Source organism: Mycobacterium sp. NGS54 (genome assembly GCF_059812465.1).
In genome coordinates, this window is sequence record NZ_JCALCS010000007.1 from 190800 (window position 1) to 216824 (window position 26025).

Here is a 26025-nt window from a genome sequence, read left to right on the forward strand (position 1 = left end):
CCCCCTGTGAGGTAACTAACACTGACGTTAAAAAGGCGGCCCGATGCACACTCTGACACGATTAGGGACTTGTACCGCGGCAATAACCGTGGCGATCTTCCCGGCGGCGACATTCGAAATCGCCAACGCGGCCGCCGAGAGCGGCACCCGGGTCGCGCTGGACGCCGGCGAGCGCCGTTGCGATTTCAGCCTGGTGACGACGACGCCGATGGTGCCCCGGGCGCTCTTGGGTGACGGCTCCGCCGTCGTCACCACCTCGGGGTCGCGGGCCGTCGCGCAGGTGCACGTGACAATTCCCAACGAGCCCGGCACCCATTTCGACGTCGGCCTGATCCAGGAGCCCCGTCCGTCGTCGGCCACCTGTGGTCCCGGTGACCCGGGCACCGCATTTACCGGAATGGACACCGACGCGGCGGGCAATGCGACGGTGACGGTCGCCGACGGCATTCGACAGGGCACGACGGGCGTCTGGGTGATCGTCGAGCGCGCGAACCCGAACTCCCAAAACCCGGCCGAGGCCTACACGTCCGAATTCCTGGCGCCGGTCTAAGCCTTTTCGGCCTTCTGGTCGGCCGCGCTGACGACGAGCGCGTCCGAGCCCGGGAAGACCGTGGCCACGTGGCCGTTGGACGCCCATCGCACCACGTACGGCGGGGCGCCGTCGGCGCCGCGCACCTCCGTGATTTCCCCGCGTTGATCCGCCAACTCGGTCGTCGTGCCCTTGATCACTAGCCAGTCACCTACATCGGCTTTCATCATCGACCCCCTTGATCGTTGACCGCCCGGTCCGATGGCGGCGATCCGCTGCGCCCGGCTACGCCGCGCTTGCGATCACCACTCGTCCGATCATGCGCCGCCGCCCGCCGGGAGGGAAGGGGGACGAACGCCCCGGGCGGACGGGACTTCCGTCCCTATCTCGGCGGTCGGCCGGATGGTCGGATACAGGAATCCGGAATGGAGGCACGCTCATGGACGCTTCAGCACAGTCGCAGGCTCGGACGCGCCTGTTCGCGCGCGCGCTCGGCCCATTCCTGGTAATCGCCGACGCCACGGCCGTGGCCCGGGCCTCCGACATGCAAACGCTGCTTTCACAGTTCGAGGCGAATTCGTTGTGGACCTGGGTGACCGGCGCGTTCATCCTGCTGTTCGGCCTCTTCGTCGTCGCGGCCCACCCTTATTGGCGCGGGGCCGCGGCGATCACCGTCTCCCTGCTGGGGTGGCTGATCACGCTGCGCGGGCTGATCCTGTTTGCATTTCCCCAGGCATTCGTGTCGATGGCCAACGGCATGATCGGCGCGCAAGGCTGGTGGGTGGCGGCCTGCGTGGTCTTCGGACTGGTCGGCCTGTATCTGACCTACGCCGGCTGGGGGCCGGCCCCCGAGAAGCCGGAAACACAAGCGGCGCAGACCAGCCCGGACCTTCGGCGCGCCGCGTGACCGAGCCAGCGCCAGCGCCAGACGAAACCACCGGCCATCTCGCCTCGCCGCTGCGCACCGACGAGTTCGACGCGGTCGCCGACGCCGTGGTGGAGGAGATGCAAACGCTGCAGACCGGCGTGGGCATGCTCATCGTGAAGCGGGGCCCCAACGCCGGATCGCAGTACCAGCTGGATCGGCCGGTGCTGTCCGCCGGCCGGCATCCCGCCAGCGACATCTTCCTCGACGACATCACCGTCAGCCGCCGGCACGCCGAATTCCGAAGGGAGCACGGCAAATTCCACGTCGTCGACTTGGGCAGCCTGAACAAGACCTACCTGAACCGCAAGCCCGTCGACACGGCGGTGCTGACCAACGGCGACGAGATCCGGCTCGGCAATTTCCGCCTGATTTTCGTGGCGGGACCGGCGCCGGGGTAATACCGTCGCGTCATGAGCGAACACGACCCGCAATACGGGTCAGAGGGCGTGGACCGGCTGCCCTTCTCCACCGAGGAAAAGTCGCTGCGCTACCGGACCGAGAACTACCGCGGCGCCGTGGGCCTGAATTGGTACCGCACCGATCCCACCCTGCAGTTCACCATGGCTTACTACCTGCGGCCCGACGAATTGGCCGTGGTGGAGCCCCACTTGGCGGGCATGGGCGAACTGATGGGCGGGCCGGTGGCGCGGTGGGCCGAGGAGACCGACCGCAACCCGCCGCGGCTGGAGCGCTACGACCGGTGGGGCCACGACGTCAGTCGGGTCGTCATGCCCGCGTCGTTCACGCAGTCCAAGCGCGCGGTGCTGGACGCCCAGCAGGCGCTGCGCGGCGACGCGCGGGCCGCCAAGGTGAGTTCGGGCCTGCCCCTGTTCGCGTCCAACTACCTGCTCAACCAGGCCGACATCGGGATGGGCTGCGCGCTGGGCACCGGCGGCGGCATGGTCCAGTCGCTGGTGGCCGCCTACGCGCCGGCCGACGTGCGCGAGCACGTGCTGGCCAAGTTCGCCTCCGGTGAGTGGGCCGGGGAGACCGCGCAGTTGCTGACCGAACGCACCGGCGGCTCCGACCTGGGCGCGCTGGAGACGACCGCGACGCGCGCCGGTGACTCGTGGATTCTCAACGGGTTCAAGTGGTTCGCGTCGAACTGCGCGGGCGAGGCGTTCGTCGTGCTGGCCAAACCGGAAGGCGCGCCGGACTCCTCGCGTGGCGTCGCCAATTTCCTGGTGCTGCGCAACCGCCGCGACGGTTCGCGCAACGGGGTGCGGGTGCGGCGGCTCAAGGACAAGCTCGGCACCCGCTCGGTGGCCTCCGGCGAGGTCGAGTTCGTCGACGCCGAGGCATTCCTGCTGTCCGACGAACCGAGCTCGGACGCGGGGCCGTCCGACGGCAAGGGGCTGGGCCGGATGATGGAACTGACCAACGCCGCGCGCCTCGGCATCGCGTTGTTCGGGCTCGCGAACGCCCGTCGCGCCCTGGTGGAATCGCTGTGTTACGCGCGGCAGCGGCGCGCGTTCGGCGGGGCGCTCATCGACAAGCCGCTGATGCGGCGCAAGCTCGCCGAGATGATCGTCGACGTCGAGGCGGCGCTCGCGCTCGTCTTCGACGGCACCGGCGCCACCAACCACCGGCAGCCCCGCGGCATCCGCCAGCGCATCGCCGTGCCCGTCACCAAGCTCAAGGTGTGCCGGCTGGGCATCACCGCGGCCTCCGACGCGATCGAAATCCACGGCGGCAACGGCTATATCGAGACGTGGCCGGTGGCCCGGCTGCTGCGCGACGCGCAGGTCAACACGATCTGGGAGGGCCCGGACAACATCCTGTGCCTCGACGTGCGGCGCGGCATCGAGCAGTCCCGCGCGCACGAGTCGCTGCTGGCGCGGCTGCGCGACGCGGTGTCGGTTTCCGGCGACGACGAGACCACGCGCTTGGTGGCCGGGCGCATCGAAGACCTCGACGCCGCCATCACGGCCTGGAGCAAGCTCGACAGGGAGGTCGCCGAGGCGCGGCTGTTCCCGCTGGCGCAGTTCATGGGTGACGTCTACGCGGGCGCACTGCTCACCGAGCAGGCCGCCTGGGAGCGCGACACCCGCCGCAGTGACCGCAAGGCGCTGGTCGCCCGGCTGTATGCGCGGCGCTACCTCGCCGACCGCGGTCCGCTGCGCGGGATCGAGGACGAATCCGACGAGGCGCTGGAGCGTTTCGAGGAGTTGGTCGACGGCGCGCTGGCGCTCTAGTCACTCGCGAGCAGACGCAGAATCGCACGATTTCGCGATGAAGAGCGCGATTCTGCGTCTGCTCGCGGTAAAAACTAGACCGGGATCAGCCCGTGCTTGCGCGCCACGCGGAACCACAGCTGCTTGTCGCGCAGCAGGTGCATCGACTTGCGCAGCAGCAGCCGGGTCTGGTGCGGGTCGATGACCGCGTCGATGAAGCCCCGCTCGGCGGCGGTCCACGGGATCGCCATGTTGAGGTTGTAGCCCTCGATGAAGTCCTTCTTGATCTGCTGCGCCTCGGGCGTGGTCGGGTCGGGGAACCGCTTCATCAGCAGCTGGGCGGCGCCCTCGGCGCCGATCACCGCGATGCGCGCGGTCGGCCAGGCGAAGTTGAAGTCGGCGGTCAGCTGCCGCGAGCCCATCACGGCGTACGCGCCGCCGTAGGACTTGCGGATCGTGATCGTCACCTTCGGCACGTCGGCCTCGACGACCGAGTAGAGGAACCGGCCGCCGCGCTTGATGATGCCGCGCTTCTCCTCCTCGGCACCGGGCAGGAATCCGGGCGTGTCCACGACGAACACCAGCGGGATGTCGAACGCGTCGCAGAACCGGATGAACCGCGCCGCCTTGTCGGAGGCCTCGTTGTCGATCGACCCGGCCAGGTACATGGGCTGGTTGGCGACCACGCCGACCGGGCGGCCGTCGACGCGGGCGTAGCCGGTGATGATCGCCGGCCCGTGTTGCGCGGCGACCTCGAGGAAGTCGCCGTCGTCGAAGATGCGCAGCAGGATCTCGTTCATGTCGTAGGCGGCATTGTCGGAGTCCGGCACGATCGCGTCCAGCTCCAGATCGGTCGGCGTGAGCTCCGGTTCCAGCCCGGGGTTGACGATCGGCGGCTTGTCGAAGCAGTTCGACGGCAGGAACGACAGGAAGTCGCGCACGTACTGGAACGCCTCGGCCTCGGAGTCGACGACCTGGTGGATGTTGCCGTAGCGGGCCTGCGCATCGGAGCCGCCGAGCTCGTCGAGGGTGACGTCCTCGCCGGTGACCTCCCGGATCACGTCGGGTCCCGTCACGAAGAAGTAGCCCTGGTCACGCACCGAGACGAGCAGGTCGTCCTGGATCGGCGAATACACCGCTCCCCCAGCGCATTTGCCGAAGATGAGGGAGATCTGGGGCACCAGGCCGGACAGCGCTTCGTGGCGCCGGCCGAGCTCGGCGTACCACGCCAGCGAGGTGACCGCGTCCTGGATGCGGGCGCCGCCGGAGTCCTGGATGCCGATGATCGGGCACCCGACCATCGCGCACCATTCCATCAGCCGGGCCACCTTGCGGCCGAACATCTCGCCGACGGTGCCCTGGAACACCGTCTGGTCGTGGGAGAACACCCCGACCGGGCGGCCGTCGATCATGGCGTGGCCGGTGACGCACCCGTCGCCGTAGAGCGCGTTCGGGTCGTTCGGGGTCTTAGCCAGCGCCCCGACTTCGAAGAACGTGCCGGGATCGACCAGCGCATGCACCCGGGCGCGGGCGCTCGGGATGCCCTTCTTGTCGCGCTTGGCGGCGGCCTTCTCGCCGCCGGGCTCCTTGGCCAGCTCGAGGCGAGCGTGCAGCTCGGCCAACTTCTCCGCAGTGGTGTGCTGAACGGGCGCTGGAGCTGGCACGGTCTCCGTCACTACTTGCCTACCTAACCTGTTCGGACTTGTCCTGCTGCCGTTCGGCATCGATCTTGTTCAGCGCCTGGGTCATGTGCGCGCCGACCTTGGCGATGATCGGCTCGTCGATGGCCTGGATGTGCTCGCCACCGATCGGCACGATCTCGAGGTCGGACACGTACTCGCCCCAGCCGCCGTCCGGCTTGCGGACGGCGTAGCGCGGCTCGAACATGATCGCGTCGTCATGGTAGCGATCGGCCATGTAGAGCGTGACGTGCCCGTCGTACGGCTGGATCTGGGCGGTGTCGATCGCCCGGTTGTCCAGGTACGACGTGCGCTGGTGCTCGATGATCCCGGCCGGGATCTGCACCCCGCTCTGGCTGACCGCCTCCAGCACGAACCGGATCTGGCCCTCGTCGTCGAGCTGCTCGAGGTGCTCGTAGGGGATCTCCGGGACGGTCACGTTGAACGTCTTCTCGGCGAACCGGGCGTAGCGGTCCCAGCGCTTGCGGACCTCCTCCTTGGTCTGCGGAACCTCCTCGCCCGCGCGCACCGCGTCGATCAACCCGACCCACTCGACGTCCTTGCCCAGCCGCTTGAGCCCGATCGCGCACGCGTAGGCCAGCACCCCGCCGAGCGACCAGCCCGCCAGGATATAGGGCCCGTCGCCCTGCATCTCGATCAGCTTCGGAACGTATTGCGCCGCACGCTCTTCGATCGTGCCCTCGACGCGCTCCAGGCCGTACATCGGGGTGTCCGCCGGCAGGCGGTTGAGCAGCGGCTCGTACACCACCGTCGAACCACCGGCCGGGTGGAACACGAACACCGGTGTCTTGGTGCTGCCCTCGGGGCGCGCCCGCAACGTGCGCAGGAAGCCGTCGACGACCCCGGCCTCCAGGTGCTCGCGCACCTTCTCGGCGAGCGCCTCGATGTTCTCCGACGCCAGCACGTCCCCGGCGGTGATCGGCCCCTCGGCGCGCTCCGAAAGCCGTTGCGCCATCTTGGCAGCGGCGTCGGCGTCCAGCTTGGGCAGCGGGTTGAAGATGCCGCCCGGGGACTTGCCCGTCACGATCGCCCACGTGGCGAAGGCGACCCGCTCGGCCGCGTCGCGCGGCGGCACGTCGGAGTTCAGCGCCTTGGCGACCGCCTCGGAGTTGAGCGCCTCGGCCGCGCCGGCCAGGTTCGGCTGCGCGCCATTGGCGCCGTTAGCGGCGGGGCCCGACGGGTCGGTCGGCGGCGGGGGGATCGGTACGTCCGACGCAGGCGGCGCTTGCGGGTCGGGGGCCGGCGCCGCCACCGAGGCGGGCGTGGCGCCGCTGAGCAATTCGGCCTGCTCCCTGGCGATTTCCTCCGCCGTCTGCGTCTTCTGGTGCTCGGCCAGCTGCTCGACCTCGTCGCGGTGCTCGACCGCGTACTCGATCAGCTTCTCGACGGCGTAGAGGTTGGCGTCGCGCACGGCCGTCAACTGAATCGGCGGCAGATCGAAGTCGTATTCGACCCGGTTCTTGATCCGCACCGCCATCAGCGAGTCGAGGCCCAGCTCGATCAGCGGCACCTCCCACGGCAGGTCCTCGGGCTCGTAACCCATTGCGGCGCCGACGATCGCGCCCAGCCGGTCGGCGATGGTCTCGCCGGAGTCCGGTGACCACTTGCTGAATCCGGCCGGCATATAGCGGTTGGTGAGGCTGTCGCCGAGCGCCTCCTCCTCCGGGCCCTCGGAGGGAGCCTCCGCGACGGCCCCGTTGCTCGGAGCCGCGATCGCGGTGCCGGCGCCCACCGCGACCGGCAGCACCGACTCGGCGCCGCCCCGGGTCACCAGCGCGTCGTACACCAGCGTGAACGACTCGTCGATGCGGGCGTGCACCTGAACCGACGCGCCACCGGGATGCCGGGTCAGCGTGGTCACCAGCCGGGAGCCCTCCCCCGGCTTGGCGCGCTCCTCCGCAGCGGTCAGCTGCGCGTCCGGAAGGACCTCGGCCGCAGCGGCTTTCACCAGCGCCGCCAGGTCCGTCAGGCCCCGGGGCGTGTACTCCCAGACGTGCCGGCCGTCCGGCAGCGCGACGTGGTTGCCCGGCATGAGCACCGAACCGCTGCTGGTGGCGACGTGCACGTCCAGCCAGTGCTCCTTGCGCTTGAACCGGGTCGGCGGGATGTTCGCGTAGTCCTGGGGCCCCGCCGCGCGGGTGAACAGCGTCCGCGGGTCCAGGTCATGCCCATAGACGTACAGCTGCGCCAGGGTCGAGACGATCGACTCGACCTCGTCCTGCTTGCGCGCCAGCGTCGGGATCAGCTGGGCGTCGTGCAGGCCGGCGTCCGCCGTCGTCAGGCCCACCTGCATCAGCGCCACCGGGTTGGGCGCCAGCTCGACGAAGGTGGTGTGCCCGCTGTCGACGGCGTTGCGGATGCCGTGGGTGAAGTAGACGCTGTGGCGCAGCCCCTTCTTCCAGTAGTCGACGTCGTGGATCGGCTCCGCGCCGGGCTTGATGTAGCTGCCCTCGTGCACGGTCGAGTAGATCCCGCACGTCGGGCTCATCGGCTTGATGCCCTGCAGTTCCGCGGCGAGCTCGCCGAGCAGCGGGTCCATCTGCGAGGTGTGGCTGGCGCCCTTGGTCTGGAACTTGCGGGCGAACTTGCCCTCGGATTCGGCGCGGGCGATGATCGCGTCCACCTGCTCGGGCGGGCCGCCGATGACGGTCTGGGTGGGCGCGGCGTAGACGCACACTTCCAGGTCGGGGAAGTCGGAGAACACCGTCTTGATCTCCTCGGCGGAGTACTCAACCAGCGCCATCAGCCGGATGTACTCGCCGAACAGCATCGCCTCGCCCTCGCCCATCAGATGGGAGCGGGAGCAGATGGCCCGGGTGGCGTCGCGCAGCGACAGGCCGCCGGCGAAGTACGCCGACGCGGCCTCGCCCAGCGACTGGCCGACCACCGCGGCCGGCTTGGCGCCGTGATGCTTGAGCAGCTCGCCCAGCGCGATCTGGATCGCGAAGATGGTGACCTGGGTGGTCTCGATGCCGTAGTCCTGCGAGTCGTCCAGGATCAGCTCGAGCACCGAGTAGCCCAGTTCGTCCTGGACCAGCGCGTCGACCTTCTCGATCCACCGCGCGAAGACGTCGTTGCGCAGATACAGGCTCTTGCCCATCTTGCGGTGCTGCGCACCGAAACCGGCCAGCACCCACACCGGGCCGTTGCTCACCGGCCCGTCGACGCTGAACACGTTCGGCCGCTGCTTGCCCTCGGCGATCGCGCGCAGGCCCTTGATGGCCTCCTCGTGGTCGTGCGCCAGCACCACCGCGCGTGAGCGGCCGTGGTTGCGGCGCGACAGCGACCGCCCGATCGATTCCAGCGACGCCGCCTGGCCCTCGGGGCTTTCCATCCAGTCCGCGAGCTCGGCGGCCGCGGCCTTCTTGCGCGACGTCAGGAACGCCGAGACGACGAGCGGGATAACCGGCGGCGGAAGCTCCTGCGTCGCAAGCTCTTCCAGCGCGGCCTCCTTGAGGCTCAACGCCTCTTCGGTGACCTCCGGAAGGTCGGGCTCTTCCTCCTCGACCGCCGCGGAGGCGTCGGGGATGATGTTGCCGAAGTCGTCGAACCGCAGCGAGTGCGCCTCGAACGTGGGCGCTTCGGCCGCTTCGGTGGCCGCCTTGGCCTCGGCCTGGGGCTCCGGCTCCTTTTCGATCACGTCGCGGGGCAGGACCTCGCGCACCACCACGTGCGCGTTGGCCCCGCCGAAGCCGAAGCTCGACACCCCGGCCAGCGCGTAGCCGCCGTATCGCGGCCAATCGGTCGCCGTGTCAATCACTTTCAGACGCATCGCGTCGAAGTCGATGTACGGGCTGGGCCCGGCGAAGTTGAGGGACGGCGGCAGCTTGTCGTGCTGCAGCGCCAGCACCACCTTGGCCATGCTGGCCGCACCGGCGGCCGACTCCATGTGCCCCACATTGGTTTTCACCGCGCCCAGCAACGCAGGACGGTCGGCCGGGCGGCCCCTGCCGATCACGCGGCCCAGCGCCTCGGCCTCGATCGGGTCACCCAGGACGGTGCCGGTGCCGTGCGCCTCGATGTAGTCGACGGTGCGCGGATCGATGCCGGCGTCCTTGTAGGCCCGGCGCAGCACGTCGGCCTGCGCGTCCTGGTTGGGCGCGATCAGGCCGTTGGACCGCCCGTCGTGGTTGACCGCGGTGCCCGCGATCACGGCCAGGATCTGGTCGCCGTCGCGGCGGGCGTCATCGACCCGCTTGAGCACCAGCATGCCGGCGCCCTCCGAGCGGGTGTAGCCGTCGGCGTCGGAGGAGAACGACTTGATCCGGCCGTCGGGGGCCAGCACCGCGCCGATCTCGTCGAAACCGAGCGTCACCGCGGGCGTGATCAGCGCGTTGACGCCGCCGGCCACCGCGACGTCGGCCTCGCCGTTGCGCAGCGCCTGCACGGCCTGGTGGATCGCCACCAGCGAGCTCGAGCACGCGGTGTCGACCGCGACCGAAGGCCCGCGGAAGTCATAGAAGTAGGACACCCGGTTCGCAATGATCGACGGCGAGTTACCGGTGATCGCATAGGGGTGCGCGACGGTCGGGTCGGAGATGGCCAAGAAGCCGTAGTCATGGTTGGAGACGCCTACGTACACGCCGACCGCCTCGCCGCGCAGGCTCGACGCCGGGATGCGGGCGTGCTCGAGCGCCTCCCAGGTCAGCTCCAGCGCCATCCGCTGCTGCGGGTCGATGTTGTCGGCCTCGGTCTTGGCGATCGCGAAGAACTCGGAGTCGAAGCCCTTGATGTCCTTCAGGTAGCCGCCGCGGGTGCGGGCCTTCGCGATCCGCTCGGCCAGCCGCGGCTCCTCCAGGAATTCCTCCCAGCGGCCCTCGGGCAGGTCGGTGATGGCGTCGCGGCCCTCGATCAGCGCCTGCCACGTTTCCTCGGGGCTGTTCATGTCGCCGGGCAGCCGGGTGGCCAGGCCCACGACCGCGATGTCGACGCGCTCGGCCGGGCCCTTGCGCGACCAGTCGACGACGTCGTCGCCCGACAGGTCCGCCTCGGGTTCGCCCTCGATGATCCGGGTCGCCAGCGATTCGATGGTCGGATGCTGGAACGCCACCGCGACCGACAGGGTGACGCCGGTCATGTCCTCGATGTCGGCGGCCATCGCCACCGCGTCGCGCGACGACAGGCCCAGCTCGACCATCGGCACCGACTCGTCGATCGAGTCCGGCGACTGCCCGGTGGCCTTGGCCACGTAGTTGCGCAGCCATTGGCGCATCTCGGGGACCGTAAGGTCGGTCTTCTTGGCGGGCAGATTCTCCTGGGATTCGTCTAATTCAGTCATGGTTCCTGGGTTCAGTCGTTTTCGCCCGCGAAGGCGGTCGGGGAACCGACGCCGCTGCGCAGGCTTCCGTCGAGGTAGGCGGCGCGGCAGGCCCGGCGCCCGATCTTGCCGCTGGAGGTACGCGGAATCGTTCCGGCCTGCACCAGCAGCAGGTCACGGACCGTGACGCCGTGCCGCACGGCGATGGCCGCCCGGATGTCGTCGGCGATGGGCTGGTAGTCCAGCTTGTGCGTTCCGGCGGCGCGCTCTGCGACGATCACCAGCTGCTCGGAGCCATCCTCGGCGTCGTACTTGAGACCGGCGTGCGGGTTGTCGAACACCTCCTGGGGCAGCTGATTGGCCGGCACCGAGAAGGCGGCCACGTAGCCGGTCCGCAGCGCCCGGCTGGCTTCCTGCGCCGAGTACTCGAGGTCCTGCGGGTAGTGGTTGCGGCCGTCGATGATGACCAGGTCCTTGATGCGGCCGACGATATAGAGGTGGCCGTCGTGATAGGTCCCGTAGTCGCCGGTGCGCACCCACATCCCGTCGTCCGCGGCGCCCTCGGCGTGCGACTGGCTGATCCGCGACTTGAGGATGTTGCGGAAGGTCTGGTTGGTCTCGGCTTCCTTGCCCCAGTAGCCGGTGCCGAGGTTGTTGCCGTGCAACCAGATCTCGCCGACCTGGCCGTCGGGCAGCTCGGTGGCGGTGTCGGGGTCGACGATGACCGCCCACTCGTCGACGCCGATGATGCCCGCGGACACCTGCGCGACCGCCTTGGGTGAGTCGGGGGGCACCTCGACGAAGCGCTGGTTGTTCATCTCGTCGCGGTCGACGTAGATGACCCGGGGCGCCTCGTCCATCGGCGTCGTGGAGACGAACAACGTCGCCTCGGCCAGGCCGTAGGACGGCTTGATCGCGGTCTTGCGCAGGCCGTAGGGCGCGAACGCCTCGTAGAACTTGCGCATCGACGCCGGGGACACCGGCTCGCTGCCGTTGAGGATCGCCTTGACGTTGCTCAGGTCCAGCGGCGGCTCGCCGTCCTTGGGCACGCCGCGCACGGCGGCGTGCTCGAAGGCGAAGTTCGGGGCGACGGTGAAGACCTCGCCTTCGCCGTCCTCGGGCTTGCGCGCCATCTCCCGGATCCACCGGCCGGGCCGGCGTACGAACGCGGCCGGGGTCATGAAGGTGAAGTTGTGCCCGAGCACCGGCGACAGCAGAGCGGTGATCAGGCCCATGTCGTGGAAGAACGGCAGCCAGGACAGGCCGCGGTCGCCGTCCTTGCCCTCCAGGCCGTTGAGCACCTGCAGCACGTTGGTCGGCAGGTTCAGGTGGGTGATCTGCACGCCGGTCGGGGTGCGGGTGGAGCCGGAGGTGTACTGCAGGTAGGCGATGGTGTCCTCGGTCGCCTCGGGCTCGAGCCAGGTGGAGGCCACCTCGGTGGGCACCGCGTCGACGGCGACGACGCGGGGGCGTTCCTTGGCCGACCGGGCGCGGATGAACTTGCGGACCCCCTCGGCGGCCTCGGTGGTGGTCAGGATCGTCGAGGGGGTGCAGTCGTCGAGCACCGCGTGCAGGCGGCCGACGTGACCCGGTTCGCTCGGGTCGAACAGGGGTACGGCGATCCTGCCGGCGTAGAGCGCCCCGAAGAAGGCGATCAGATAGTTGAGGTTCTGTGGGCACAGGATGGCGATGCGGTCACCGGGCTGGGTGACCTGTTGCAGGCGAGCCCCCACGGCGCGGTTGCGGGCGCTGAACTCCGACCAGGAGATGTCGCGGTATTCACCGTCACGCTCGGTGGAGAAGTCGACGAAGCGATAGGCGAGCCTGTCGCCGCGAACCTTCGCCCACTTCTCAACGTGACGAACCAGGTTCGTGTTCTCCGGAAACCTGATCTTTCCATTCACGATGAACGGGTTGTGGTACGCCATGCCGCCCTCTCCTGTCACAACCATGTCTGGTCGGCTTCGCCGACCCAAGCCTCGCCGTCGGCTTCGCCGACGGGTCCTCTATACACGAGCCGCCTATGCACGCCTGGCAGCGCCGATCCCTGCGTGTCCCAGCCAGCTCGGCCCCCGATCGGAGCCGCAACGAAGCCCTGGTTGCTCTTAAATTCCTCTTAATGTTAAGGGCCGCCTCGCGGCAGACCAAATCACAAGGTACCGCCGATCGCGTCACGGATTCGCCTACGTCGCGGCATGTCCGCCGCCGGCCTCACCCATGTTTGGGACGCGGCGCGTTCTCGATCAGCCCGTGGGCCCAATTCAGCGTCCAATCGGTCGCCGGCGCCCCGTCGAGATTCCAGAACTGGGTCGTGGCATACAGCGCGTGGACCGGCTGCCCGGCGCCGCCGGCCAGCGTGTTCAGGGTGTCGGGCAGCTTCGCGACACTGAACGCTTCATTCGGCGCGGCGCAGATGAGATCGCCCGGCGCGCAGATCTCGTTGGTCTTGCTGTTCAGCGCGCCGAAGCCGCCCGGCCGCGCGCCCGTCATGGTCAGGCCCAGCCCGGACAGCACCGGCACCTCGTGCAGCGTGATCTCGGCGCCCTCGCCCGGTGGGTTGGGCCCGATGTCGTTGCCCACGCCGTCCTGGCGGCGGCCGTCGGCGATCAACGTCACACCGAGCACCAGGTCGTCGTCGACGGGTCCGCGGCCGTTGCCGATGTCGCTGGCGATGTCGCCGATGATCACCGCGCCCTGGGAGAACCCCATCAGCACGTAACTGGTCAGCGGACACTTGTTGTTCATGTCGGTCAACGCCTGCACGGTCGCGCGGGTGCCCTCCGCCCGGCTCTCGTTGTAGGACATCTGCGTGTCGCCGGCCAGCGGATTGTGGAACTGCGCCGTGTAGGGGGTGGTGAAGGTCTGCACCCGCGAGGACGGGAACTGCTGGGAGATCTCGGTGGTCACCTTGTGCAGCAACGCATTCGGGAACTGGCCCGGGGTGAGCGGGTCGTCCTGCGGGGCGGACTCCCAGGTGCCCGGCACGTTGATCAGTTGCACGTCGGGGCACGAGGCGTCCTGGGACGCCGGGCGCGGCTTGTGCGGGTGGATCGTGGTGGAGGTCGGCGGCAGCACGCCGGGGGGCACCGCGCTCGGCGGGGATTCGGGATTGCGCAGCAGCATGATGACGGCCACGACGACCAGCAGCACGACGCCCGCCACGGCCAGGGCGGCGATCCAGGCGAGGGTCCGGTGGCGCTTGCGGCGCGCGCTCGTCGTCATGTTCTCCTGCTAGCAGAGTCGGTCGATCGCAGCTCGGTTCCAGGCAAGCGGACGTCCCGCCCCCTGCTGCACTTCCCTATACGGTACCGGCGTTTCGGGGCGGAGCCCCGGGCCTCGAAGCTGGGGCGTCCTAGCGGATCGCGCCCACGATGTCGCCCGACATGGCCCCCAGCTGACCCGACCACGAGCCCCAGCCGTTGTCGCCGCCGCCCGGGAAGTCGAAGTGGCCGTTGTGCCCGCCGACGCTGCGGTACTGCTGGTAGAACATCCGGCTGTTGCCCATCGCCTCGCCGGCCTGACCGATCATGGCGGCGGGATCGCTGGCCGCGTCGGTGGTCGGGCTGAACACCCACACGCGGGTGTTGTTCTGCGCCAGCAGGGCGGCGTGCACCCAGGGGTCGTGCCACTTCCACCGGCCCAGCTGCGGGGCTCCCCACATGCCGTTGCCGTCGACGCCGCCGAATTGCTGCAGGCCGGCCAGGATCGAACCGTTCGTCGTGGTGTTCGACGGGTACAGGAAGCCGGACAGCGAGCCGGCGAAGCCGTAGCGGTCGGGGTGGAAGGCGGCCAGCGCCATCGCGCCGTAGCCGCCCTGGGAGGCGCCGACGGCGGCGTGGCCGCCCGGCGCCAGGCCCTTGTTGGCGGCCAGCCAGTTGGGCAGCTCGCTGGACAGGAAGGTGTCCCACTGCTTGCTGCCGTCGTTCTCCCAGTTGGTGTACATGCTGTAGGCGCCGCCCGCGGGCGCCGCGACCGAAATGCCCTTGCCGGCAAGCGTGTTCATCGCGTTGCCCGCGGTGACCCAGTTGCTGACGTCGGGCGCGGCGTCGAACGCATCCAGCAGCACCACCATGTGCGGACCGCCCGCCATGAAGGCCACCGGAATGTCGCGGCCCATCGCCGCCGAGGGAACCATCAGGCTTTCGTAGCCCGCCGCGCGGGCCGTCCCGACGGGACCCGTCAGCCCCAAGGCCAGAACCACGCCGAACAGCAACGTTGACAGACCCCGCACGACCCTCATGTCCACCCTCCATCGTCTAGTCGCTGTCTGCACATTAGCCAGCGACGCGAGCGTCCCGTCCCGCGGGTAGTGAAACAGATCACACAGCCCGCGAACAACTAGCGGCGGGTACCCCGAAAGGTGCCCGCCGCTAGTCGCGTTGCTGCTCGGTTTAGGTGCCGGTGCCCTGGTTGCCGGCGGCCGCGGCGGTGGCCGGGCCGGCGCCGGGCGTGGCGCCCAACGTGGACTGCAGGTCAGGCTTCATCGCCTGCAGCTGCGCGCCCCAGTACGGCCAGTCGTGCGTGCCGTTGGCGTCGAAGTTGAACACCGCGTTGTGGCCACCGGCCTGGTTGTAGGCGTCCTGGAACTTCAGGTTGCTGGTCCGCACGAAGCCCTCGAGAAACTTGGCGGGCAGGTTGTCGCCACCGAGGTCGGACGGCTTGCCGTTACCGCAGTAGATCCAGATGCGGGTGTTGTTGGCGACGAGCTTGCCCACCTGCAGCGACGGGTCGTTGCGCTGCCAGGCCGGGTCGCTCGACGGCCCCCACATGTCGTCCTTCTTGTAGCCGCCGGCGTCGCCCATGGCCAGACCGATCAGCGACGGCCCCATGCCCTGCGAGGGGTCGAGCAGCGCCGACAGCGAGCCGGCGTAGACGAACTGGTTCGGGTGGTAGGCGGCCAGGATCAGCGCCGACGAACCGGCCATCGACAGACCGACGGCGGCGCTGCCGGTCGGCTTGACCTGCTTGTTGGCCTGCAGGTAACCGGGCAGCTCGCTGGTCAGGAAGGTCTCCCACTTGTAGGTGGTGCAGCCGGCCTTACCGCAGGCGGGCTTGTACCAGTCGGAGTAGAAGCTGGACTGCCCGCCGACCGGCATGACCACGGCGATGCCCGACTGGTTGTACCACTCGAACGCGGGGGTGTTGATGTCCCAGCCGTTGTAGTCGTCCTGCGCGCGCATGCCGTCGAGCAGGTAGAGCGCGGGCGCGTTGGCGCCGCCGCTCTGGAACTGAATCTTGATGTCGCGGCCCATTGCGGCCGAGGGAACCTGCAGGTACTCCACCGGCAGACCCGGGCGCGAGAACGCCCCGGCGGTCGCCGAGCCCCCCACGGCGCCAATCAGACCCGAGAGCAGGGCCGCGCCAACGGCCCCCACCACGAGCCGTCGTGGCATACCAGCCACGGCGCCGCGAAACCTGTCGACAAGCGTCATCCTTGCTTCCTCATCCTTCTTTCGGCCTTTCGGCGCATTTCTCCGATTGGACGCATCCCCGAATTGGGTCCGACTGCATACGTCGCGCGCAGCAGTGCTCGTGTAGTCAACCACACCTTCGGGCGTCCCCTCTCATCGAGCGGCTCGGGCAAACCACGATTTGGCGCTCCCACCCAACGATTTTCGGGCCGAACGCCGGCGCGGAGAATCGCGTTTCCGCATGTGCTTGGCCCCGGGTGCGCACTGGTGAGAGCACAGATGTGAGATTGCTGGCAATGTCCGGGGACGCGCCTGCGGAACCGAATTCGACACCCGCGGAAAAAAATTTAAGCCCGGGCGGCTCTACTCGCGCGGAGGCGGCGGGATTGCCTCCGGCACCGGCAGCCCGCACCGCGCGAGTTCGTAGAGCGGAACACGATCGATTCGGTACTTGGTGAACTCGAAGGAGTGCACGACGTTGGAGACGAAGCGGTGCAAGGTCATTGGGGCTCGCACCGAGCTGAGCACCGCCTGGGTCTCGGGGCATTTCAGGGCAGCGACGGCCTGGGCAACCCAATTCACGTCCAGATAACCCGGAATGCCCGGATACACCTTGACCCAGGGGCCGTCGGCGATCACCCAGTCCGGGAAGAGGTTCTTGTCGTGCCCGATCCGGCCATGCTTGAGCCGCTCGGTGTGCTGGGCCAGCGGGTTTGCCAGACCGATCTGGTCGATCACCCTGACGTCGAGGCCGACATTCATCCCGAGCATGCCCAGGTTGGTGAAAAACACCGCGTGCTGCGGCTTTTGCGGCGCCTTGGTGTCCCCGGGGGCGGGCTGCAGCATGGGCACCAGGTCCCACTGGATGTAGTTGCCGGACGGCAGCAACAACGCCCCCTCCGGGGTGTTGTCCAGCGCGGTCAGCACGGCCGCCATCCTCGGGTAGTCCAGGTAATCGGCGGCCGTCAGCGGGTGCGCGTGCCCGGTTGCCTGGGCGTAGAAGCGGCGCTCGTCGACGATCCCCGAGTAGGTGACGTGCGTGGCGTCGTCGCCCATCCCGGGTGAGTTTGCTGCCCACAGCGACCAGCCCGCCACGCCCAGCCACAGCGCGGCGGCGGCAGCGGCCGCCCAGGAGCCCGTCTCCCGCGAATAGTCCTGGCCGTCGGGAAGGGCGAGCGGCACGACCGCCACCGGCGCCAGCAAACAAAATAGCGGCGCCAGCAACACCCTCGCGTGCATGAAATCGCCGCCCTGCCGGATCCAATAGAGCGCCTGCAGCAGACCGCTGACGAGGACGAATGCGACGACCGCCGGCGGGCTCTGCACCGCCCGGGCCAGGCGACCGTAATCCGGCGACAGCGCGGGGCGCAGGAACGACGGGCGTCGCCGGGCGACCATCAACAGCACGCCCAGCGGCACCAGCAGCAGCACCGGCACCCACACCGCGTAGGGCGCGTTGAAGTTCGAGAGGTAGATCATGCCCTGCGACCACTTGTCGCCGGCCGCGTCCTTGGCCAGCGCCGTCCCGGGCACCAGCAGGCCGTAGTAGCCCATCCGGAAGATTTCGTAGGCGACCGGCAGGAATCCGCCCGCCACCACGATCAGCACCCGGCGCCGCCAGTCGCGGGCGGCGACGAGCATCATGATCAGCGCGAGCCCGCCCATCAACGCCAGCTCCGGCCGGACGAGGACGCTGAACCCGGCGACGAAGGCCAGCGCTCCGATGAAGGCCGGGCCACCCGGACGCCCGCGCACCGGCTGCGCCCAGCACACCATCATCCACCACAGCAGCCCGAGGTAGGCCAGCGTCAGGCCGCTCTCCAGACCCGACGTGGCGAAGTCACGCGCCGGCGGCAGCGCGATGTAGACGAGCGCCCCGGCGGGCAGCAGGATCGCCCGGCGGCCCCGCAGGCTGGGCGCGTACAACCGGCCGGTGCCCAGCATCAACAGCGCCACGCCCAGCACCGAAAGCGTCAGGGCCAGCGCCAACGCCACGTACTCCATGCGCACCGGCCCGCCGACCCAGCTGCCCAGATACATCAGGTAGGTCCACGCCGTGGAGGTGTTCGCCTCGACCCGCTCGCCCTGGTTGAAAACGGGGCCGTTGCCGGCCAGCAAGTTGCGCACCGTGCGCAGCACGATGAGCCCGTCGTCGGCGATCCAGCGCCGCTGCCACGCGCCCCACCCGAACAGGACGGCCACCACCGCCACGCTGATCCAGAGGCTGACCCGCACCGGAGTGACGTAGGGGAACAGCGGCCGGCCGGCCCGCCGGATCACCGGCCGGCGCATCACCGCCACCCCCAGCGCCTTCAATTGGGGGCTAGCCGAAGGCAACGGCGGCCCCAACCGTTGCGATCCACGCCAGCGCCAACAGCTGCAGCACCCGGTCACGCAACGCAATGTCCTCGGGCTCCCCGGCCAGCCCGCCGTCGACGTCGACGGCGTAGCGCAGGATCGCGATGGTGAACGGGACCATCGACACCACGAACCAGCCCGCCTCGCCGTGCTCGCGCTCGAACGCCCACAGCCCGTAGCACAGCACCACCGCGGTGGCCGACATCGTCCAGACGAATCGCAGGTAGGTGCTGGTGTAGCTCTCCAGCGCCTTGCGGATCGCCGCGCCGGTGCGCTCGGCCAATTGCAGTTCGGCGTAGCGCTTGCCGGCCACCATGAACAGCGACGCGAATGCCGCCATGAGCAGGAACCACTGCGACAGCCGGGTATCGGTGGCCGCGCCGCCGGCGATGGCCCGCAGCAGGTACGCCGACGACACGATGCAGATGTCCATCACGGCCTGGTGCTTGAGGCCGAAGCAATAGCCCAGCTGCATGGCGATGTAGACCGCCATCACCACCGCCAGGTTCGGCGTCAGCCACCACGCCACGCCGAGCGACGCCACCCCGAGCACCACGGCCAGGGCGTAGGCCAGCCACTCGGGCACCACGCCGGCCGCGATCGGGCGGAACCGTTTGGTCGGGTGTTCGCGGTCGGCCTCGACGTCGCGCACGTCGTTGATCAGGTACACCGCCGACGCGGCCAGGCTGAACACCGCGAAGGCCACCGCCACCTGAATTCCCAGCTGGCCGTAGTCATATCGGTGTCCGCGGCCCGCCGCGCTCAGCGGCGCGGCCAGGACGAGCACGTTCTTCACCCATTGCCTCGGGCGGATCGCCTTGACGACGCCGACGATCAGGTTCGCCGGAGGTCCGACCACCACGTCTTCGCTCATTCGGTGCACCTCTTTCGGCACCACTCGTCGCTGCGGTCCGCGACTCCGGCGACGGCGGCACCGAGGGCGATGCCGAAGGCTACGTCACTGGGATAGTGCACGCCCAGCAGTATCCGCGACAGCGCCATCGGAGGGACGAGCAACACGGGCAATGGCAGCCCGGTGGCGCGACCCATCAGGATCGCGGCGGCGGTGGTCGAGGTGGCATGCGCGGAGGGAAAGCTCAGTTGGCTCGGCGTGCCGACGTTCACCGCGACGGCCGGGTGGTGGGGCCGCTTGCGCCGCACCAGGCGCTTGACCAGCACGGCCGCGGCGTGCGCGACGAACGCGCCGGCCCCGGCCACCAGCCACTCGCGGCGACGGCTCGGCATCAGCACCGCGCCGAGCAGCGCCACCGCCAGCCAGCCGATGCTGTGTTCGCCGAAATGGGACAGCCCCCGGGCCGCGCCCAACGCACCGGGCTGATCGGCCAGCGCCGACTGGACGGCGACCAGCGCGGCCACCTCACCGCGCGGGGCGGCCGTTTCAATCATGCTGGGGTTCGCCGGCTGGCAACAACGCCGTCTCCCACTTCTGCTTGCTGGACAGCGCGGGCAGCGCCTCCCGGTACACCCGGCGCATCTCGTCGAACCGGCCCAGCAGCCGGCGCTGTCGGCGCAGCGATTTGGCCAACAGCGACATCATCTTTCGCCGGTCGCGCTGCCGGTAGACCACGCCGCACCCGTCGGCGGTCGTGACGGTCACGCCGTCGACCGTGCACAGCCGGAACCAGCGCGCGTCCTGGGTCGGCACGTTGTACTCCGGACGCGTGTGGGCTTCCGGGTCGGCCGCGGTCATGTTGTGCAATATCCCGCGTGCCAGTCGGTAGCTGATGGAAACGGGATTCACCGGCGGCTTCATCGCCTTGGTCTTGTGCTGCGGCGACGGCAGTTCGCTCGCGGCCGGCAGCACGACCGCGTCCGGGTACTGCTTGCGGATGCGATGCACTTCCGGCAGCGCCGATTCCAGGATCGAGAAGATGTGCTCGGGACCGGCCAGGAAGTCGTCGATCGCCCTGTTCTGGATCGCGACGGTCGAATATTCAAGGCACGCAAGGTGTTTCAGCGTCGCCTTGAGGTGGCTGCGGACCAGTCCGGTGATGTCGCCGTCCCAGTGCAGCGCCGCGACCACCAACCGGTTGCGCAGGTGGAAATAGGCCTGCCAGTCGATGGCGTCGTCCTTGTCGCTCCAGGCCATGTGCCAGATCGCGGCCCCGGGCAGGGTGACCGTCGGATAGCCGTGCTCGCCGGCGCGCAGACCGTATTCGGCGTCGTCCCATTTGATGAACAACGGCACCGGCTGGCCGAGCTCCTCGGCGACCTGGCGCGGGATCATGCACGTCCACCAGCCGTTGAAGTCGACGTCGATGCGCCGGTGCAGCAGCGCGCTTCGGTCGTTGTTGTCGTTCAACGGGAACTCGGCGAAGTCGTGGTCGTACTCGGCGTGCGGCGCGGCGGTCCACATGAAGTTCGACTGGTTGACGACCTCGCCCATGATGTGCAGGTGCGACGGCTCCTGCAGGTTGAGCATCTGACCGCCGATCAGCATCGGCGTCTTGGCGAAGCGGTTGAGCGCCAGCACCCGCAGGATCGTGTCCGGCTCGATGCGAATGTCGTCGTCCATGAACAGGATCTGTTGGCAATCCGTGTTTTTCAGCGCCTCATACATCACCCGGCTGTATCCGCCGGAACCGCCGAGGTTCGGCTGGTCGTGGATGGACAGCCGGTCGCCCAGACCGGCGGCCGCGGCCGGGAAGTCCGGGTGGTCGCGCACCTTGCGGACGCCCTGGTCGGGCACGATCACCGCGCCGATTACCTTGTCCACCAATGGATCCGCGGTGAGGTCGGCCAGCGCGTTGACGCAGTCCGCGGGACGGTTGAACGTGGGGATGCCGACGGCGACGTTGGCCGTGCCCGGAGCGGGCTCGGTCGCGTACCAGCCGCCGCTGAGCAGGCTGACCGCGGTGTCGGTGGTGATGTCAAACCAGATCCACCCGCCGTCCTCGAACGGCTTGAGGGGAACCTCGATCTCGACGACGGCGGGCCGATCCTCGGTGCCGACGAATTGGCGGCCCTCCACCGAGATCCGCACCCCGGTGGCCTTGGTCCGGTACATGTCGACGCGTCCGGTTCCGGTCAGCTCGACCCGCAACACCACCGACTTACAGATCGACCAGCGCCGCCAGTAGCTCGCCGGGAACGCGTTGAAGTACGTCGCGAACGACACCTCGGACTCGGCGCCGATCTGCAACGAGGTGCGCGTTGTCGCATGGGCGCGTCGCGCGTTGGTGGTCGATTCCTCCAGATACAGCTTGCGCACGTCGAGGGGTTCACCCGGACGCGGCAGGATGATTCTGGAAAGCAGGCTTATAGCGGTCATCCCCCCGCGCCTTCCTCCACTAGATCCTTGCCCTCGCTCAGGTGCGGCGCGAGGGTGTTGTCGTACATGCTCAATGCGCTGGCAATCGCCATGTGCATATCGAGATATTGATAGGTGCCCAGCCGCCCGCCGAAGAGCACCTTCGCCGCGGCCGTTTCGGCCTTCGCCCGGGCGCGGTAGGCGGCCAGCAGGGCGCGGTCGGCCTCGGTGTTGATCGGGTAGTAGGGCTCGTCATCGTCTTCGGCGAACCGCGAGAACTCCCGCATGATCACCGTCTTGTCGGTGGGGTAGTCGCGCTCCGGATGGAAGTGGCGGAACTCGTGGATGCGGGTGTAGGGCACATCTAGATCGCTGTAATTCATCACCGGCGTGCCCTGGAAGTCGCCGGTGTCGCGCACCTCGACCTCGAAATCCAAAGTGCGCCAGCCTAATCGGCCCTCCGAGTAGTCGAAGTAGCGGTCCAGCGGGCCGGTGTATACGACTGGGGCATCCGGACTGGCAGCACGGAGTTCGTCGCGCACGTCGAACCAGTCGGTATCCAGCCGCACCTCGATGCGCTCGTCGGCGGCCATGTTTTTCAGCCACGCGGTGTAGCCGTCGACCGGCAGCCCCTCGTATGTGTCGTTGAAGTAGCGATTGTCGAACGTGTAGCGCACGGGCAACCGCGTGATGGTGGACGCCGGCAGCTCCTTGGGGTCGGTCTGCCACTGCTTGGCCGTGTAGTTCTTCATAAACGCCTCGTACAGCGGGCGCCCGATCAGCGAGATCGCCTTCTCCTCGAAGTTCTGCGCGTCGGCGGACTCAATCTCGGCGGCCTGCTCCTTGATGAGGAGGCGCGCCTCGTCGGGGCTGTAGTACTTGCCGAAGAATTGGCAAACCAGGCCCAGCCCCATCGGCAACGGGTAGGCCTGCCCGTTGTGCAGCGCGAACACCCGGTGCTGGTAGCCGGTGAAGTCGGTGAACTGCCGCACGTAGTCCCACACCCTTTTATTGGAGGTGTGGAACAGGTGCGCGCCGTACTTGTGCACCTCGATGCCGGTCTGGGGCTCGGCCTCGGAGTACGCGTTGCCGCCCAAATGCGAGCGCCGGTCGAGGACGAGCACGCGCTTCCCGAGTTGGGTAGCCGCGCGCTCGGCAATGGTCAGGCCGAAGAATCCGGAGCCGACGACGAGGAGGTCGAAACGAGCTGTCATCGGTTGCTTAGGGTATCCGACCGCGCGGCCCTAACCCATTTGGCGAGGCCAAGGCGTCGGGGTTGGTCCAGGTGACGCCCGCTTTGGCACGGGCGGAATCGGCGGTCACGGTCGGAGTCCCAATTACCTCACGATTCAATATCGGCACTCTAGTCACAGCAATCTCACTCGTACCATCAAGTCTGTGTGCTTCATGCCGGACAGGACGGACGGGGCACGCCGACACAACAAGCAGTTCGAATAGTTGTCCAGATACGAGGAGACTTCCGTGCCGAATCGACGCCGACGCAAGCTTTCGACAGCCATGAGCGCGGTCGCCGCTGTGGCAGTGGCGAGTCCTTGCGCATACTTCCTGGTCTACGAATCGACCGCCGGCAGCAAGCCGGCCGAGCACCACGAGTTCAAGCAGGCCGCGGTGATGTCCGACCTGCCCGGCGAGCTGATGGGCGCGCTGTCGCAGGGCCTGTCGCAGTTCGGGATCAACCTGCCGCCGGTGCCCGCCCTCAGCGGAACCGGTGCGACCACACCTGGTCTGACCAGTCCGGGCCTTACCAGCCCAGGCCTGACGAGTCCGGGGCTCACCAGCCCAGGCCTGACGAGCCCGGGGCTGACCAGTCCGGGTCTGACCAGTCCGGGTCTGACCAGCCCCGGCCTGACGAGCCCGGCGTTGGCGAACCCGGGCCTGCCGCCCACGACGCCGGGCACGCCCGGGGTCACCACGCCGGGCGCGGTGCCGACGACGCCGGCCGCGGGGCTCAACCCCGCGCTTGCCAACCCGGGTCTGACCAGCCCGGCCGGACTCACACCTGGCGCGGGGGCTACCGGGCTCTCACCCAGCGAGGTGCCGATCGACTCGACGGCGGGATTGGACCCGGGCGCCGGCGGCACCTACCCGATCCTCGGTGACCCGTCGACGCTCGGCGGCGGTTCGCCGATCGCGTCCGGCGCCACGGGGGGCACCTCCGGTGGCGGCGGCGGTCTGATGAACGACCTGATGCAGGCGGCCAACCAGCTGGGCCTCAACCAGGCCATCGACCTGCTCAAGGGCCTGGCGATGCCGGCCATCACGCAGGGCATCCAGCAGAGCGCCGCGGGCGCCGCGCCGGGTGCCGCGTTGCCGGCCGCCGCGGGTGCGCTGCCGGGTGCGGCCAAGGCCCTGCCGGGCGCCGCGGCCGCGCTGCCGGGTGCCGCGGGTGCCCTGCCGGGCGCCGCCGCGGGTGCCGCGGGTGCCCTGCCGGGTGCCGCGGGTGCCCTGCCGGGTGCCGCGGGTGCCCTGCCGGGTGCCGCGGGGGCCTTGCCGGGCGCTGCCGCCGGCGCGCTGCCGGCCGCCGCGGGTGCGCTACCGGCCGCGACGGGTGCCACCGGCGCCCTGACCGGTGCCGCCGCGCCGGTTTTGCCCCACTAGAACCGAAGGGACCTGTCCCCTGACGGCACCGCAGAGTCCGCCCTCTGCGGTGCCGTCGAACAGGTTTTCGTGGACATTTAGGGCCGTACGTCGTGTCGCCTCATAAATAACATCAGAAACACACGTAACATCAGCTGGTGTCCCGCAGTCGCGCGCCGACGATGTTGCTCACCGCCATCGCGGCGACAGTCGTCATCGTCTCCTGGGTGGGCGACACGGCGCGCGACCGCCGGGCCTCGGCCCCACCGCGGCCTCCCGAGACCCAACTGGCCGAGCAGCCGCTGATCGGGCTCGGGGGCGGGGTCACGGTTCGCGAACTCACCCAGGCCACACCGTTTTCGTTGGTCGCGCTCACCGGGGACCTCGCCGGGACGTCCACCCGGGTCCGCGCGAAGCGCCCCGACGGCTCCTGGGGCCCCTGGTATCAGACGGAGTACGAAACGGCGGCCCCCGACGCCGGGCCCGCGGGCGGCGGCCCGAGCGAGGGGCCGCGCAGCACGGACCCGGTCTTCGTCGGCAGCACGACGACTGTCCAGATCGCGGTCACCCGCCCCCTCGATGCGCCGACGACCCAGGCGGCGCCTCCCCCGACCAACACCGACGGCCTGGGGTACACGCCGGCGTCCCGAGAACAGCCCTACGCGGAGAACATCTCGGCGATCCTCATCTCCCCGCCGCAAGCGCCGGCCAGGACCCAGTGGACGCCGCCGTCGGGAGTCATGATGCCGGGCCAGCCGCCCGCCATCATCAGCCGAGCGGAGTGGGGCGCCGACGAGTCGCTGCGATGCGGTAGTCCGCAGTACGACAACGGGATTCGCGCGGCCGTCATCCACCACACCGCGGGCAGCAACGACTACTCGCCGCTGGAATCGGCCGGGATCGTCAAGGCGATCTACACCTACCACAGCAAGACCCTGGGCTGGTGCGACATCGCGTACAACGCACTGGTCGACAAGTACGGCCAGGTGTTCGAGGGCAGCGCCGGGGGCCTGACCAAGGCCGTCGAGGCTTTTCACACCGGCGGCTTCAACCGCAACACCTGGGGCGTGGCGATGATCGGCAACTTCGATGACGTGCCCCCGACGCCGATCCAGCTGCGGACCGTGGGCAGGCTGCTCGGCTGGCGGCTCGGCATGGACGGCGTCGACCCCAAGGGCACGGTCGCGCTGGAGTCGGCCGGCAGCCACTACACCACCTTTCCGGCCGGCGCCGTCGCGAACCTGCCCTCCATCTTCACCCACCGGGACGTCGGGAACACCGACTGTCCGGGCAACGCCGCCTACGCGCTGATGGACGAAATCCGGGACATTGCCTCGCATTTCAACGATCCCCCGGAGGAATTGATCAACGCGCTGAAGGGCGGCGCCATCTACGAGCACTGGCTCGCGATGGGCGGCATGAACAGCGTCCTGGGCGCACCGACCTCGCCGGAAGACAGCGCGGAAGGCGACGCCCGCTTCGCCACCTTCGCCAAGGGCGCGATGTACTGGTCACCCGAGATCGGCGCGGAGCCGGTGACGGGTGCCATCTACGACGCCTGGGCCTCGCTGAGCTACGAACGGGGTCCACTCGGGTTGCCGACCAGCGCGGAAATACAAGAGCCACTGCGCATTACGCAGAACTTCCAGCACGGAGTCCTGAACTACGAGCGGCTCACGGGGAACATCACCGAGGTCGTCGACGGCATCACGACGCCACTGTCGACCCAATCCCCGAGCGGTCCCGACGTGCCGTCCGAACACTTCTCGCTACCGACCCATCCGACCGCCACCTGAAGA

Annotated in this window: 17 protein-coding genes and 1 pseudogene; 6 read left to right on the forward strand and 12 right to left on the reverse strand. The window is 69.0% G+C overall.

Annotated elements, in window-relative coordinates:
- Positions 1-43: 43 nt before the first annotated feature.
- Positions 44-550 (forward strand): hypothetical protein, encoded by a 507-nt coding sequence (locus AC5Y5E_RS23110; RefSeq protein ID WP_499905310.1) that lies wholly within the window; start codon positions 44-46, stop codon positions 548-550.
- Here AC5Y5E_RS23110 and AC5Y5E_RS23115 read toward each other — a convergent pair.
- A complete protein-coding gene (locus AC5Y5E_RS23115) occupies positions 547-756 on the reverse strand; it encodes a DUF1918 domain-containing protein (RefSeq protein ID WP_499905311.1) in 210 nt (69 codons plus the stop codon). The genes AC5Y5E_RS23110 and AC5Y5E_RS23115 overlap by 4 nt on opposite strands.
- 212 nt (positions 757-968) lie before the next feature.
- Here AC5Y5E_RS23115 and AC5Y5E_RS23120 point away from each other — a divergent pair, with 212 nt between their 5' ends.
- Genes AC5Y5E_RS23120 through AC5Y5E_RS23130 form a run of 3 tightly spaced genes read left to right on the forward strand, consistent with a single transcriptional unit; the run spans position 969 to position 3652 of the window.
- Entirely contained in the window at positions 969-1436 is a 468-nt protein-coding gene (locus tag AC5Y5E_RS23120) for a hypothetical protein (protein ID WP_499905312.1), read from the forward strand.
- Complete coding sequence (locus AC5Y5E_RS23125; RefSeq protein ID WP_499905315.1) at positions 1433-1855, forward strand: FHA domain-containing protein; 423 nt, start codon at positions 1433-1435, stop codon at positions 1853-1855. The genes AC5Y5E_RS23120 and AC5Y5E_RS23125 overlap by 4 nt, the downstream gene beginning before the upstream one ends.
- A 12-nt stretch (positions 1856-1867) precedes the next feature.
- Positions 1868-3652 carry an acyl-CoA dehydrogenase family protein gene (locus AC5Y5E_RS23130; protein ID WP_499905316.1) on the forward strand — a complete coding sequence of 595 codons (1785 nt, stop codon included), beginning with the start codon at positions 1868-1870 and terminating at the stop codon, positions 3650-3652.
- Positions 3653-3726: 74 nt separating this feature from the next.
- Here the strand turns inward: AC5Y5E_RS23130 and AC5Y5E_RS23135 are convergent, their stop codons facing one another.
- The 11 genes from AC5Y5E_RS23135 to glf form a co-directional block, all read right to left on the reverse strand.
- Positions 3727-5355, reverse strand: coding sequence for an acyl-CoA carboxylase subunit beta (locus AC5Y5E_RS23135; RefSeq protein ID WP_499905317.1), 1629 nt, complete (start codon positions 5353-5355; stop codon positions 3727-3729).
- Positions 5315-10609, reverse strand: a complete 5295-nt coding sequence (gene pks13, locus AC5Y5E_RS23140) for a polyketide synthase Pks13 (protein ID WP_499905319.1) — start codon at positions 10607-10609, stop codon at positions 5315-5317. The genes AC5Y5E_RS23135 and pks13 overlap by 41 nt, the downstream gene beginning before the upstream one ends.
- Before the next feature lie 11 nt (positions 10610-10620).
- Complete coding sequence (fadD32, locus tag AC5Y5E_RS23145; protein WP_499905728.1) at positions 10621-12516, reverse strand: long-chain-fatty-acid--AMP ligase FadD32; 1896 nt, start codon at positions 12514-12516, stop codon at positions 10621-10623.
- 283 nt (positions 12517-12799) lie between these two features.
- Positions 12800-13810: a carboxylesterase Culp6 gene (gene culp6, locus AC5Y5E_RS23150; RefSeq protein ID WP_499905320.1), complete on the reverse strand. Its 1011-nt coding sequence runs from the start codon at positions 13808-13810 to the stop codon at positions 12800-12802.
- A gap of 130 nt (positions 13811-13940) precedes the next feature.
- The gene (locus tag AC5Y5E_RS23155; protein WP_499905729.1) at positions 13941-14819 is read right to left on the reverse strand and encodes an esterase family protein; all 879 of its coding nucleotides are present in this window, start codon (positions 14817-14819) and stop codon (positions 13941-13943) included.
- Positions 14820-14979: 160 nt separating this feature from the next.
- Positions 14980-16020: a diacylglycerol acyltransferase/mycolyltransferase Ag85A gene (gene ag85A / locus AC5Y5E_RS23160; protein ID WP_499905321.1), complete on the reverse strand. Its 1041-nt coding sequence runs from the start codon at positions 16018-16020 to the stop codon at positions 14980-14982.
- Positions 16021-16362: 342 nt separating this feature from the next.
- Positions 16363-18336, reverse strand: a complete 1974-nt coding sequence (gene aftB / locus AC5Y5E_RS23165) for a terminal beta-(1->2)-arabinofuranosyltransferase (RefSeq protein WP_499905322.1) — start codon at positions 18334-18336, stop codon at positions 16363-16365.
- Complete coding sequence (locus tag AC5Y5E_RS23170) at positions 18323-19231, reverse strand: decaprenyl-phosphate phosphoribosyltransferase (RefSeq protein WP_499905324.1); 909 nt, start codon at positions 19229-19231, stop codon at positions 18323-18325. Before AC5Y5E_RS23170 ends, aftB begins: the two co-directional genes overlap by 14 nt.
- Positions 19228-19764 (reverse strand): phosphatase PAP2 family protein, encoded by a 537-nt coding sequence (locus AC5Y5E_RS23175; RefSeq protein WP_499905325.1) that lies wholly within the window; start codon positions 19762-19764, stop codon positions 19228-19230. Before AC5Y5E_RS23175 ends, AC5Y5E_RS23170 begins: the two co-directional genes overlap by 4 nt.
- The gene (locus tag AC5Y5E_RS23180) at positions 19757-21649 is read right to left on the reverse strand and encodes a glycosyltransferase (protein ID WP_499905326.1); all 1893 of its coding nucleotides are present in this window, start codon (positions 21647-21649) and stop codon (positions 19757-19759) included. The genes AC5Y5E_RS23175 and AC5Y5E_RS23180 overlap by 8 nt, the downstream gene beginning before the upstream one ends.
- Complete coding sequence (gene glf, locus AC5Y5E_RS23185; RefSeq protein ID WP_499905328.1) at positions 21646-22842, reverse strand: UDP-galactopyranose mutase; 1197 nt, start codon at positions 22840-22842, stop codon at positions 21646-21648. The genes AC5Y5E_RS23180 and glf overlap by 4 nt, the downstream gene beginning before the upstream one ends.
- Before the next feature lie 268 nt (positions 22843-23110).
- Here glf and AC5Y5E_RS23190 point away from each other — a divergent pair.
- Positions 23111-24025, forward strand: a pseudogene (locus tag AC5Y5E_RS23190) (PirG); the annotation flags it as partial.
- A 359-nt stretch (positions 24026-24384) separates the two neighbouring features.
- A complete protein-coding gene (locus AC5Y5E_RS23195) occupies positions 24385-26022 on the forward strand; it encodes an N-acetylmuramoyl-L-alanine amidase (RefSeq protein ID WP_499905329.1) in 1638 nt (545 codons plus the stop codon).
- The last annotated feature ends 3 nt before the right edge of the window (positions 26023-26025 follow it).